The following is a 12570-nucleotide window of genomic DNA, read 5'->3' on the forward strand; positions in this document are numbered from 1 at the left end:
GTTATTTGCGTTACGCTTTGCAAGGCTGCCCACAGAGTCTGTAAATTCTTGTCAGGCCGACTCGCGTATCCAGCGCGTCAGCGAGGTACGATCGACATTTAACCGTTTCGCCACTAACGATTTATTATCCCTTTCCGCCTCTAATAATTTTCTCAGAATACGCAGGCGAATCGTTTTATAATCGCCAGCCAGCATCTGGCAGTCGTGGCAGGTATTTGGCTCGCGTCGGCTCCCCTCTTCCAGATCGTCCAGCAAGAGGCGTCCCTCATCCAGCGTTGCCGGGGAGTGATCAATAGAGAGCACCAGCCGTTCGATAATATTGCTTAACTGCCTGACGTTTCCGGGCCAGGCGAAGCGCTGAAGCTCTTGCCACAGCGCCGGGGTTAACGTTAGTGCCGGGCGTTTATAATGCTGGCTGAAACTAGTAAGCAGCGACAGGCCGATGGCTTTGATATCCTCCGGACGTTTGCGTAGCGGGATGGTGGTCACTTTTAATACGTTAAGCCGATAGTAAAGATCTTCGCGAAATGTCCCGTCCGCAATGAGCTTCGTTAACGTCTGATTGGTCGCCGCAATCACGCGAATATCAACAGGTATCATCTGGTCTGAGCCCAGCCGCATAATCTGCCGCTCCTGCAATACCCGTAATAAGCGCGTCTGTAGCGGTTTATCCAGTTCGCTAATCTCATCCAGAAAAATGGTACCGTGGTGCGCTAATTCAAACAGGCCTATTTTGCCTTTCGGCGACGCGCCGGTAAATGCGCCGGCGACATAGCCAAAGAGTTCGCTCTCCAGAATCTGAGGGGCCATCGCGCCGCAGTTAATGGCGACAAACGGGCCGTTGACGCGTTGGCTGGCATTATGAATACTTTGCGCCAGCACCTCTTTCCCCGTCCCGCTTTCGCCATTAATTAAGATAGTCGCGTCCGTACCGGCATAATTTTTAATGATCGCCAGACGACGCAGCATTTCCGGGTTTTCGGTAAGCAGATCGTCGAAATGATAGCGGGCGCTCAAGCCACGGCGAGACAGTTCCTGGCGGCGAACATGATGTTCCGCCCCCTGTAAACTGGAGACGGTTTGCATCGTCAACACCACCCGGCTTAACTGTCTGGCCGCAAATACCGGATACAGATTAACCACCATCGCGCCTTGCGGCGTATCGACGACTTTCGCGCTGACGGTTTTTCCCTCACGTAATGTATGCCGCTCCTGGAGCAATACCTGTTTCAGAAAAGACGCGTCATAAATTTCACCGGAGGCGTTAATTTTAAAAAGTTGGCTCGCATATTTATTGTAATGCAGTAACGCGCCGGTATCATCAAGCGTGATAACAGCTTTATCAAACTGATCGAGAATCAGCTGCAGATGATGACGCTCGAGTAATTGGCTGCGAAAAGCCAGATATAATGAGCGGGCTTCTTCCAGAGCTTCGGTTATTGAGGCTGGGCTGGAATCAAGTAAACGGAATTGAGATCCCAGCGGTGAAAAATAATCCTGACAAACGGTATCGCCAACAATGCAATCTAATGGCGTGGACGCTAATTGTTGCTTCAGGCAAGAAATCGTTTCTTTATCATTTCCCTGTAAGGTAAAAATTTTATAGTTAATATTTAACTGTTCCGCTACGCGCGCGCATCCTTTGATCACACTGGAAAAGCCGACAATACCGACAGTGCCTTTTTGTCCTTTAAAAGGGATAAGCGCATCAAGAATGTCGTAGCCGGACATTTTAATTTCGACTACCGGTAATTTACTGTGCTTTTTTAATATTTCCGCACAGCCGCCACGACTAATCAGTACCTGGTGCCCACGGGACTCTAATAAAGGTAGCTCATCCAGGATACGATTAAGCGTCGTTTGATGAATAGTGACGGCGTAATCCAACTGCGCGACCAGCGCCTCGGCAGCCTTTGCCAGTTGCGGGTAAGGAGAGACAAAACAGAGAGGAGATGCGGCTATATCTTTCGTCTTATTCATCACTCACCATCCTGTTGGTTTATGAACGGGCGAGACCGCCCGTCGTGATTTATTTTCCGCCGAAACGCTAACCGCCTGCGGCGGCTGGGTTCAGTTTACGATCGTAGCGTTTTTTTATCCATACGGTCAGGAAGGGGGCGCACAGAGCGGTAATAATCGTCGAGGCCGCCACCTGCGCCGCCGCCGTCGACGCCAGGTCAGTAAAATGCGGATCGAGCAGCGCGATTGCCGCTGGCGTCGCGACGGCGTTGCCAGAGGTGGTGGATACCGCCGCGCCTGCCACGCCGCTGCCTCCCGTCAGACGATCGGCGAAAATATTAAAAAATCCGCCAATCGCCACCGTCATGAGTCCCAGTAAAATGCCTGAAGAACCTGCCGTGATAAGTCTTGCGAAATCAATACCGTATCCTAACCCAAAGGCAAAAAAGGGAATCGTTACCACGCTGCCCTGTTTAAGAAACTTGCGCATGTCCTCATCCAGATTACCCAAAATCATGCCAATGATAATGGGAATAATAACCGCCACCAGATTCATAAAGGGTATCGACACCATGCCTGCCGACCCTAACGCCAGCATGGTGAAAAAGGGACCATCGTTCAACGATATTACCGCAATCGCGCCGCCGTCGGTTTCATCGCCGTACTCCCCCACCAACGCGGCATATAACCCACTGTTCGAGTTGGTCATCGCCGAAATAATCGCTAAAGCCGACAGACCTAATAACCCATCCGGGCCGCAAAATTTCCCGACCAGAATGCCAATAATCACGCCGCTGGCAAATTTCGCAAAGGTGATAGCAGCGCCTTTTTTCAGTGCTTTCGGCGCGGCTTTAAACTGGATATCCGCGCCCATACAGACTAAAAACATACCTAAAATCGCCATTGCGCCATGCGAAATAGAGGTGACAAAACCGCCTATTTCCAGCGCCTCCGGCGCAAAGGTTTTAAACAATGCGCCGATGATCAGCGGTACAACCATCATACCACCAGGAAAACGTTCCAGTGTTTTTTTAATTTTCATAGTTTATTCCCAGGAGATAACCGGACAGCTTGTGCTGCCCGATTTGGTATCAGAACGTCGGCGCGATCTTATAAATAGAGAATTCGTTATGACCTAAATCTTCTGATTTAGTCGTTTTCCCATTCGCGACGCGTAAAATTTCCTGATAAATTTCCTCGCCCATTTGCGTAATAGAAGCCTCGCCAGACATAATGGCGGACACATCAATATCAATATTGTCCTGCATCATTTCCCACGTTGCTTTATTACCCGTAATTTTTATTACCGGCGCTATTGGGTTACCGGCAGGCGTTCCGCGACCGGTAGTAAAAATAACGATCTGCGCTCCACCCGCCACCATGCCGGAAATAGATTCAATATCCTGCCCCGGGGTATCCATAATCCACAGGCCCGGATGCGTTGGACTATCGGCATATTCCAGTACGCCCTGTAGCGGCGCATGACCCGCTTTATGCATACAGCCTAACGATTTTTCTTCAATGGTAGTCAACCCGCCTTTAATATTGCCCGGCGTCGGCTGTCCCCCGCGAATATCCTCGCCCAGCGCTTTTGCTCGCGCCTCGCAGCCGACCACTAAATCAATGAGCTGTTGACCAACCTCCGGCGTCACCGCGCGTTTCGCCATCACATGCTCGGCGCCAATAAATTCCGTCGTTTCAGAAAGAATTGAGCTTCCGCCACAGCGTATCAGCTTATCCGAGGCGACCCCGCAGGAAGGGTTAGACGCCAGCCCCGATGTCGTATCTGACCCGCCGCACTCCATCGCCAGCAGCAGCTCGCTAACCGGTGCTTGCTGCGGTTTTTGCATGGAGAGTTGTTGCGCATAGTCGCGGGCCAGCGAAATCCCCCTGGCCTGACATTTAAGCGTGCCGCCCTCTTCCTGAATGGTGATGCAGGAGGTCGGTTTGCCAAATGCGGTAATCTCTTCTGCGATGCGCAGCGGCTCCGCGCCTTCACAGCCTAAGCCCACAACCACAATAGCGCCGACGTTGGGATTATTCGCCACATTAATCAATGTCTTTTCCGTCAGACGCGCATCGCCTGCTACCTGGCAGCAGCCAAAATCGTTATTCACCCATGTCGCGCCTTTTACCTGCCGGGCAATATCCTGGGCAACTTTATTCGCACAAACGCTGGTAGGTAAAATCAGTACATAATTACGGATGCCAAAACGGCCGTCAGGGCGGCGGAAACCCAAAAAAGTCTCATTGCTCATAATCATTTTCCCTTGTTTTATATTATTTCCAGTCACCACGTCCGCGTTCGCTTTCCACATTGTGGACGTGCACATAGTCGCCACTTTTTATTTCCTGAGTGGCGCGGCCAATGGATTCGCCATATTTATAAACTTCGCCATGAAAAGGCACATCGCAGATGGCGAATTTGTGGCCAAATGGCACATCCTGATGTAACACAACGCTTATCTCGCGTTCGCCAATGAACATTGTGGCGGTTTCGCCGGCCTTGAGCGCCGTAATAGCCGTCGCGACGCAATCCTGAGGGTGAATCACCACTGCATTTTTTTTCACGATTAACTCCTTTGCTTTAGTCCTGTCTTCCCTAATCAAAAGGCGTGCCATTTTTTAACTACATGGTTTATATGACTTTATTTTTACAGGCCGATCTGGCGGTGACAGGAACTGCGGTAATTTGCCTCAGTCGTGTCGCATTTTGCGTCACCTCCTCACGGACGCCTGGCGCGACAAATGTTCTACCCCCTGTTTTGACGTGCGTGTTTGGGCTATGCTATGCGGATCTAAACACCACCTCTAAAGCTACATTTGTAGCTGTATCGAAAACAGGACTACTGGCTGCCATGCAAGAGCAATACCGCCCGGAAGAGATAGAATCCAAAGTACAGCTTCACTGGGATGAGAAGCGCACATTTGAAGTGACCGAAGACGAGAGCAAAGAGAAGTATTACTGCCTGTCGATGCTTCCCTATCCTTCTGGCCGACTACACATGGGCCACGTACGTAACTACACCATCGGCGACGTGGTTGCCCGCTACCAGCGTATGCTGGGCAAAAACGTGCTGCAGCCAATCGGCTGGGACGCCTTCGGCCTGCCGGCGGAAGGCGCGGCGGTGAAGAACAACACCGCGCCAGCGCCGTGGACGTACGACAACATCGCGTACATGAAAAACCAGCTCAAAACGCTGGGTTTTGGCTATGACTGGAGCCGTGAAATCGCGACCTGCACCCCGGAATACTACCGTTGGGAACAGAAGTTCTTCACCGAGCTGTATAAAAAAGGCCTGGTGTACAAGAAGACTTCTGCCGTTAACTGGTGCCCGAACGATCAGACCGTTCTCGCCAACGAACAGGTGATCGACGGCTGCTGCTGGCGCTGCGACACCAAAGTTGAGCGTAAAGAGATCCCACAGTGGTTTATCAAAATCACCGCTTACGCAGACGAGCTGTTGCGCGATCTGGATAAGCTGGACCACTGGCCTGATACCGTAAAAACGATGCAGCGCAACTGGATTGGCCGCTCTGAAGGCGTGGAAATCACCTTCGATGTGAAGGGTTACGATAACACGCTGACCGTCTATACCACCCGTCCGGATACCTTTATGGGCGCCACCTACCTGGCAGTGGCCGCCGGTCATCCGCTGGCGCAAAAAGCGGCGGCGAACAACGCCGAGCTGGCGGCGTTCATCGACGAATGCCGTAACACCAAAGTGGCCGAAGCCGAAATGGCGACCATGGAGAAAAAAGGCGTCGACACCGGCTATAAAGCGATTCATCCGTTAACTGGCGAAGAGATCCCGGTCTGGGCGGCAAACTTTGTCCTGATGGAATACGGCACTGGCGCGGTGATGGCCGTTCCGGGTCACGATCAGCGCGACTACGAATTTGCCTCCAAATACGGTTTGACCATCAAGCCGGTGATTCTGGCCGCCGACGGTTCCGAGCCGGATCTTTCCGAACAGGCGCTGACCGAAAAAGGCGTGCTGTTTAACTCCGGCGAGTTCGACGGCCTGGCCTTTGAAGCGGCGTTTAATGCCATTGCCGATAAACTGGCGGAAAAAGGCGTCGGCGAACGTAAAGTGAACTACCGTCTGCGCGACTGGGGCGTTTCCCGTCAGCGTTACTGGGGCGCGCCGATCCCGATGGTCACCCTGGAAGACGGCACCGTGCTGCCGACGCCGGAAGATCAACTGCCGGTTATTCTGCCGGAAGACGTCGTCATGGACGGCATCACCAGCCCGATTAAAGCCGATCCTGAGTGGGCGAAAACCACCGTTAACGGTATGCCGGCGCTGCGTGAAACCGACACCTTCGACACCTTTATGGAATCGTCATGGTACTACGCGCGTTACACCTGCCCGCAGTATCAGGAAGGAATGCTGGATTCGAAAGCGGCAAACTACTGGCTGCCAGTCGACATCTACATCGGCGGTATTGAACATGCCATCATGCACCTGCTCTACTTCCGCTTCTTCCATAAGCTGATGCGCGATGCGGGCATGGTCACCTCTGACGAGCCGGCTAAGCAGTTGCTGTGTCAGGGCATGGTGCTGGCGGATGCGTTCTATTATGTCGGCGAGAACGGCGAACGTAACTGGGTTTCGCCAGTTGACGCTATCGTCGAGCGCGATGAAAAAGGCCGCATCGTCAAAGCAAAAGACGCAGCGGGTCATGAGCTGGTCTACACTGGCATGAGTAAAATGTCCAAGTCGAAAAATAACGGTATCGACCCGCAGGTAATGGTTGAACGTTATGGCGCGGACACGGTACGCCTGTTTATGATGTTCGCTTCTCCGGCGGATATGACTCTGGAATGGCAGGAGTCCGGCGTAGAAGGCGCAAACCGCTTTATTAAACGCGTCTGGAAGCTGGTTTACGAACACACCGCTAAAGGTCCTGTCGCGGCGCTGAACGTCGATGCGCTGAGCGAAGATCAAAAAGCGCTGCGTCGCGATGTGCATAAAACCATTGCCAAAGTGACCGATGATATCGGCCGCCGTCAGACGTTCAACACCGCCATTGCGGCGATCATGGAGTTGATGAACAAACTGGCGAAAGCCCCGCAGGAAGGCGAACAAGACCGTGCACTGCTTCAGGAAGCGCTGCAGGCCGTCGTGCGTATGCTTAACCCGTTCACCCCGCACGTCTGCTTTACCTTGTGGCAGGAACTGGGTGGCGAAGGCGATATCGACAACGCGCCGTGGCCGGTTGCCGACGAGCAGGCAATGGTGGAAAACACCACGCTGGTTGTCGTGCAGGTTAACGGTAAAGTTCGCGGTAAGATCACCGTTGCGGTGGATGCCACCGAAGAACAGGTGCGTGAACGTGCAGGCCAGGAACATCTGGTGGCAAAATATCTTGATGGCGTTACCGTGCGTAAAGTGATTTACGTTCCGGGTAAACTCCTCAATCTGGTTGTTGGCTAAGCGCGGGAGGAAGCGTGCGATATCTGGTAACACTGTTGTTATCTCTGGCGGTGCTGGTCACCGCCGGATGCGGCTGGCATCTGCGTAGCACTACGCAGGTTCCGGCTTCAATGAAAACGATGATCCTCGATTCAGGCGATCCGAACGGTCCGCTAAGTCGTGCGGTACGTAATCAGTTACGGCTGAATAACGTAAACCTGCTTGATAAAGACACAACGCGCAAAGACGTTCCGTCTCTGCGGCTTGGAACGGTGACTATTTCGCAGGATACGGCGTCAGTGTTCCAGGACGGCCAGACGGCGGAATATCAGATGGTGATGACCGTCAATGCCTCGGTATTGATTCCGGGCCATGACATCTATCCTATCAGCACGAAAGTGTACCGTTCGTTCTTCGATAACCCGCAGATGGCGTTGGCGAAGGATAACGAGCAGGCCATGATCGTTCAGGAGATGTACGACAAAGCCGCTGAACAGCTGATTCGTAAGCTGACCAGCGTCCGCGCGGCGGATATTCAGGCGACGAAAGAGGAGGCTACCGCCGACAATGAGACGGCGGCGCCCGCCTCTACGCCAGCACGCGTCTCCACTACGCTGAGTAACTAATGATCAGGTTGTATCCTGAACAACTCCGCGCGCAGCTCAACGAAGGGCTGCGTGCGGCATATCTGCTATTGGGCAACGATCCGCTGCTGCTGCAGGAAAGTCAGGACGCTATTCGTCTGGCGGCTGCGTCGCAAGGCTTCGAAGAGCACCACGCTTTTACTCTCGATCCCAGTACCGACTGGGGATCGCTTTTCTCACTCTGCCAGGCGATGAGTCTGTTCGCCAGTCGTCAAACGCTGGTGCTGCAACTGCCGGAAAACGGGCCTAACGCGGCAATGAATGAGCAACTCGCCACGCTGAGCGAGCTGCTGCATGACGACCTGTTATTAATAGTACGTGGAAACAAGCTCACCAAAGCGCAGGAAAACGCCGCCTGGTATACCGCGCTGGCAGACCGTAGCGTTCAGGTCAGTTGTCAGACGCCGGAGCAGGCGCAGCTTCCCCGCTGGGTGGCCGCCAGAGCGAAAGCACAGAATTTGCAACTGGATGACGCCGCGAACCAACTGCTGTGCTATTGCTATGAGGGCAATCTGTTGGCGCTGGCGCAGGCGCTGGAACGGCTGTCGCTGCTTTGGCCTGACGGTAAGTTAACGCTTCCTCGCGTGGAGCAGGCCGTCAATGACGCCGCCCACTTTACCCCTTTTCACTGGGTGGATGCGTTACTGATGGGGAAAAGCAAACGCGCGCTGCATATTCTGCAACAGCTACGCCTCGAAGGCAGCGAGCCGGTTATTCTGCTGCGGACCCTCCAGCGAGAGCTGCTGCTACTGGTCAATCTCAAACGTCAGTCCGCGCATACGCCGTTACGCGCGCTGTTTGATAAACACCGGGTCTGGCAAAACCGTCGCCCCATGATCGGCGACGCGTTGCAGCGTCTCCATCCTGCGCAGCTTCGCCAGGCCGTGCAGTTACTGACGCGTACAGAAATTACGCTCAAACAGGATTATGGTCAGTCGGTATGGGCAGATCTTGAAGGGCTATCGCTCCTGCTCTGCCATAAGGCGCTGGCAGACGTATTTATTGATGGGTGATATGAAATCGTTACAGGCTTTATTCGGCGGCACCTTTGATCCGGTGCATTATGGACATCTTAAACCTGTTGAAACGCTGGCGAATCTGATCGGCTTATCGCGGGTGATTATTATGCCTAACAATGTGCCGCCGCATCGCCCCCAGCCGGAAGCCTCCAGCGCGCAGCGTAAATATATGCTGGAGCTGGCTATCGCCGATAAGCCGCTTTTTACGCTGGATGAACGCGAGCTACAGCGAAACGCGCCCTCTTACACTGCGCAAACGCTGAAAGCATGGCGCGAAGAACAGGGGCCCGAAGCGCCGCTGGCGTTTATTATCGGCCAGGACTCGCTGCTTAACTTCCCCACCTGGCATGATTACGACACCATCCTTGATAACACTCACCTGATCGTTTGTCGTCGTCCGGGCTATCCCCTTGAAATGACGCAGGCGCAACACCAGCAGTGGCTGGAACAGCATCTGACCCATACGCCGGACGATCTGCACCAGTTGCCAGCCGGTAAAATTTACCTGGCGGAAACGCCCTGGCTTAATATCTCCGCAACCCTCATCCGCGAACGGCTGGAAAAAGGCGAATCCTGCGACGATCTGTTGCCGGAAAACGTGCTGAACTACATCAATCAGCAGGGGCTATACCGGTAAGCACATTGCGCAGCGCCGCCAGCAGACGCTCGTTTTGCGCAGCGCTGCGTATCGCCACACGATAATAGCGGCTATCCAGCCCCGGGTAGTTAGCGCAGCTACGGATTAAAATCCGCTGCGTCAGCAACCGTCGCTGCAGATCAATATCCTCTCGCTCACAGCGTAACAACAGATAGTTTGCCCGCCCGGGATAGACCGTCAGCAGGGGGAGCTGACAAAGCGCCTGATAAAACCGGGCGCCCTCCTCCCGTAACCAATGCCAGGTCGCCTGTTGCCAGGCGCTATCCTGTAACGCTACCTCACCGGCAAGCGCCGCCAGCGCGTTAACCGACCACGGCATTTGTTGGCGACGCATCCGCGCTACCGCCGCGTCATTGCTGTTGACGAGATATCCCAACCGCAGGCCGGGAATGGCATAAAATTTGGTCAGCGAACGCAGCACCCAGATATGCGGATTATCTTTAAGAGCAGGAATAAAGCCCGCCTCATGCGGAATAAAATCGATAAACGCTTCATCCAGGATCAGGTTAATGTTCAGCGATTTGCAGCGATCGGCAATGGCCTGTAATAACTGCCGCTCCGGCAGCAGGCCGGTAGGATTATTGGGCGTACACAGAAACAGGCAGTCCAGATCGGGCGTCAACGCCTCAAGAATGGCATCGGTAAGCTGCCAGCCATCCGCTTCGCGTAGAGACCAGCGACGAATTTCACAGCCAATTTGCGCCAGCGCCCGGCCATACTCCGCGAAACCTGGCGTGACAATCATTGCACGACGCGGTTTAAGACCGCTCGCCACGGTAAAGATTGACTCCGTCTCGCCATTTCCCGCCAGTATCCACGATGCCGGCACCTGGTGATGACGCGCCAGCGCCTGGTGCAAATGAAAATAATCGGCGTCCGGGTAGCGCTCAATGCAGTCCAGATTGTCGATAAGCGCGCGTTTCACGCTGACAGGCATACCCAGCGGATTAATGTTTGCGCTAAAATCCAGTAACTGGTCAGGCGAGATGCCCAACACCGTCGCGGCTTCCCGAATGTTACCGCCATGCGCGCTGTTGAATAACGCCATTATGCCTCCGGCCAAAAAACGCTATTTTAGTGAAAAAAACGTTGCGCAATCAGGGGCATTATCATGTTTTGCGCATTTAACCTCATGAGGAATACCATGCGATTGTGGCTGGTGCGTCATGGCGAAACCGAGGCCAATGTCGCCGGGTTGTATAGCGGACATGCTCCCACGCCGTTAACGGAAAAAGGGATTGGCCAGGCGAAAACGCTACATACTTTATTGCGCCACGCGCCATTTGACAGGGTGTTATGCAGCGAACTGGAGCGCGCGCGCCATACCGCCCGGCTCGTACTGGAGGGCCGGGATACGCCGCAACACATCTTACCTGAGCTTAATGAGATGTACTTCGGCGACTGGGAAATGCGCCATCACCGCGACCTCACCCATGAAGATGCCGAAAGCTATGCCGCCTGGTGTACGGACTGGCAGAATGCGGTTCCGACCAATGGCGAGGGTTTTCAGGCTTTTACCCGGCGCGTAGAGCGCTTTATCTCGCGACTCGACGCGTTTAGCGATTGCCAGAACCTGCTGATCGTCAGCCATCAGGGCGTACTCAGCCTGTTGATTGCCCGTCTGCTCGCAATGCCCGCCGCCTCGCTATGGCATTTCCGGGTAGAACAGGGATGCTGGAGCGCAATCGACCTGTGCGAAGGGTTCGCCACCCTGAAAGTATTAAATAGTCGTGCCGTCTGGCGGCCTGAGTGATGAATTTTCCGTTTTTTCTCGCCGCAGCGGTTTCGCCCATTGACAGCCCCCGACAGGCTGTTATTCTCCGCAGCCAGGCTTTTTTCACCTTGCAGAGCTTTGCAGAAATTGTTTTACAAAAATGGCGATGCTTTCTGTGACGTGGGATGGGATGATAATCTGGTTTTAAACGCCGATCCGGCGACATAAGTCCCGGTATCGCCGCTGATTCAGGTATACTACACGGCGTCCCGCCGGAAGGTTAGCGTTAACTCGCAACGCCTTACCGGTCTAGCCTGTTGGCCTTTTTTCTATCGTTATAACGCAATTATTCACCCAGGGGGAAAACTTGCAGGGTAAAGCACTCCAGGATTTTGTTATCGACAAAATTGATGACCTGAAAGGTCAGGACATCATCGCCTTAGATGTTCAGGGTAAATCCAGTATCACCGACTGTATGATTATTTGTACCGGCACCTCCAGCCGTCACGTTATGTCTATTGCCGACCACGTGGTGCAGTCGTCGCGCGCGGCCGGTATGCTGCCATTGGGCGTCGAAGGCGAAAATGCGGCTGACTGGATTGTCGTCGATCTGGGCGATGTGATTGTGCATGTCATGCAGGAAGAAAGTCGCCGCCTGTATGAACTGGAAAAACTCTGGAGTTAATGCGTGAAGCTGCAACTTGTCGCTGTCGGCACGAAGATGCCCGACTGGGTTCAAACGGGATTTACGGAATATCTGCGTCGTTTTCCGAAAGATATGCCCTTTGAGCTGATCGAAATCCCTGCGGGCAAACGCGGCAAGAACGCGGATATCAAACGCATTCTCGACAAAGAGGGCGAGCAGATGCTGGCCGCCGCCGGTAAGAATCGCATTGTTACCCTGGATATTCCAGGCAAGCCGTGGGATACGCCGCAGTTAGCCAATGAGCTGGAGCGCTGGAAACAGGACGGGCGCGACGTCAGCTTGCTGATTGGCGGCCCGGAAGGATTATCTCCCGCCTGCAAAGCGGCAGCGGAACAGAGCTGGTCGCTCTCGGCGTTAACGCTCCCTCACCCGCTGGTTCGGGTTCTGGTTGCGGAGAGTTTGTACCGGGCGTGGAGCATCACAACCAACCACCCTTATCACCGTGAGTGA

The 12570-nt window shown here is 53.9% G+C and carries 12 protein-coding genes; 7 read left to right on the plus strand and 5 right to left on the minus strand.

All coding sequences use genetic code 11. The features are described 5' to 3' along the window. Window positions 1-51: 51 nt before the first annotated feature. The 4 genes from HV477_RS05625 to HV477_RS05640 form a co-directional block, all read right to left on the minus strand. Window positions 52-1980, minus strand: a complete 1929-nt coding sequence (locus HV477_RS05625) for a sigma-54-dependent Fis family transcriptional regulator (RefSeq protein WP_079899187.1) — start codon at window positions 1978-1980, stop codon at window positions 52-54. A gap of 67 nt (window positions 1981-2047) precedes the next feature. After that, window positions 2048-3001: a 2-keto-3-deoxygluconate permease gene (locus HV477_RS05630; RefSeq protein ID WP_000694477.1), complete on the minus strand. Its 954-nt coding sequence runs from the start codon at window positions 2999-3001 to the stop codon at window positions 2048-2050. Between the two features lie 49 nt (window positions 3002-3050). Continuing rightward, window positions 3051-4223, minus strand: coding sequence for a UxaA family hydrolase (locus HV477_RS05635; RefSeq protein WP_001670689.1), 1173 nt, complete (start codon window positions 4221-4223; stop codon window positions 3051-3053). Between the two features lie 16 nt (window positions 4224-4239). Next, window positions 4240-4581: a UxaA family hydrolase gene (locus HV477_RS05640; protein WP_001574029.1), complete on the minus strand. Its 342-nt coding sequence runs from the start codon at window positions 4579-4581 to the stop codon at window positions 4240-4242. Between the two features lie 236 nt (window positions 4582-4817). Between HV477_RS05640 and leuS the strand changes: the two genes are divergently transcribed. The 4 genes from leuS to nadD are packed head-to-tail and all read left to right on the plus strand — an operon-like array spanning window position 4818 to window position 9679. Beyond that, window positions 4818-7400 (plus strand): leucine--tRNA ligase, encoded by a 2583-nt coding sequence (leuS, locus tag HV477_RS05645; RefSeq protein ID WP_001157916.1) that lies wholly within the window; start codon window positions 4818-4820, stop codon window positions 7398-7400. A 14-nt stretch (window positions 7401-7414) separates the two neighbouring features. Further along, window positions 7415-8005: an LPS assembly lipoprotein LptE gene (gene lptE, locus HV477_RS05650; RefSeq protein WP_001269950.1), complete on the plus strand. Its 591-nt coding sequence runs from the start codon at window positions 7415-7417 to the stop codon at window positions 8003-8005. Further along, window positions 8005-9036 carry a DNA polymerase III subunit delta gene (gene holA / locus HV477_RS05655; RefSeq protein ID WP_000620491.1) on the plus strand — a complete coding sequence of 344 codons (1032 nt, stop codon included), beginning with the start codon at window positions 8005-8007 and terminating at the stop codon, window positions 9034-9036. Before lptE ends, holA begins: the two co-directional genes overlap by 1 nt. Before the next feature lies 1 nt (window position 9037). Then, on the plus strand, window positions 9038-9679 hold the full coding sequence (gene nadD / locus HV477_RS05660; RefSeq protein WP_001518902.1) for a nicotinate-nucleotide adenylyltransferase: 642 nt from the start codon (window positions 9038-9040) through the stop codon (window positions 9677-9679). On the opposite strand, the gene cobD is transcribed toward nadD, so the two are convergent. Continuing rightward, window positions 9654-10748, minus strand: coding sequence for a threonine-phosphate decarboxylase CobD (cobD, locus tag HV477_RS05665; protein WP_079899188.1), 1095 nt, complete (start codon window positions 10746-10748; stop codon window positions 9654-9656). The two genes, nadD and cobD, sit on opposite strands and share 26 nt — an antisense overlap. A gap of 96 nt (window positions 10749-10844) precedes the next feature. On the opposite strand from cobD, the gene HV477_RS05670 reads away from it, so the two are divergent. The 3 genes from HV477_RS05670 to rlmH all read left to right on the plus strand — a co-directional run bounded on the left by HV477_RS05670 (window position 10845) and on the right by rlmH (window position 12570). Next, complete coding sequence (locus HV477_RS05670; RefSeq protein WP_020438218.1) at window positions 10845-11453, plus strand: adenosylcobalamin/alpha-ribazole phosphatase; 609 nt, start codon at window positions 10845-10847, stop codon at window positions 11451-11453. Window positions 11454-11781: 328 nt separating this feature from the next. After that, window positions 11782-12099 (plus strand): ribosome silencing factor, encoded by a 318-nt coding sequence (rsfS, locus tag HV477_RS05675; RefSeq protein ID WP_001161670.1) that lies wholly within the window; start codon window positions 11782-11784, stop codon window positions 12097-12099. Between the two features lie 3 nt (window positions 12100-12102). Next, window positions 12103-12570 carry a 23S rRNA (pseudouridine(1915)-N(3))-methyltransferase RlmH gene (gene rlmH, locus HV477_RS05680; protein ID WP_000776107.1) on the plus strand — a complete coding sequence of 156 codons (468 nt, stop codon included), beginning with the start codon at window positions 12103-12105 and terminating at the stop codon, window positions 12568-12570.

This window comes from Salmonella sp. SG203 (assembly GCF_013350575.1).
In the GTDB taxonomy this organism is placed as follows: domain Bacteria; phylum Pseudomonadota; class Gammaproteobacteria; order Enterobacterales; family Enterobacteriaceae; genus Salmonella; species Salmonella enterica.

Excerpts from the sequence above, each read along its gene's own strand:
- HV477_RS05625 (WP_079899187.1), bottom strand. The coding sequence starts at position 1,980 with ATGAATAAGACGAAAGATATAGCCGCATCTCCTCTCTGTTTTGTCTCT.
- nadD (WP_001518902.1), top strand. The coding sequence starts at position 9,038 with ATGAAATCGTTACAGGCTTTATTCGGCGGCACCTTTGATCCGGTGCAT.
- HV477_RS05670 (WP_020438218.1), top strand. The coding sequence starts at position 10,845 with ATGCGATTGTGGCTGGTGCGTCATGGCGAAACCGAGGCCAATGTCGCC.
- cobD (WP_079899188.1), bottom strand. The coding sequence starts at position 10,748 with ATGGCGTTATTCAACAGCGCGCATGGCGGTAACATTCGGGAAGCCGCG.
- HV477_RS05640 (WP_001574029.1), bottom strand. The coding sequence starts at position 4,581 with ATGGCACGCCTTTTGATTAGGGAAGACAGGACTAAAGCAAAGGAGTTA.
- leuS (WP_001157916.1), top strand. The coding sequence starts at position 4,818 with ATGCAAGAGCAATACCGCCCGGAAGAGATAGAATCCAAAGTACAGCTT.
- HV477_RS05630 (WP_000694477.1), bottom strand. The coding sequence starts at position 3,001 with ATGAAAATTAAAAAAACACTGGAACGTTTTCCTGGTGGTATGATGGTT.
- holA (WP_000620491.1), top strand. The coding sequence starts at position 8,005 with ATGATCAGGTTGTATCCTGAACAACTCCGCGCGCAGCTCAACGAAGGG.
- HV477_RS05635 (WP_001670689.1), bottom strand. The coding sequence starts at position 4,223 with ATGATTATGAGCAATGAGACTTTTTTGGGTTTCCGCCGCCCTGACGGC.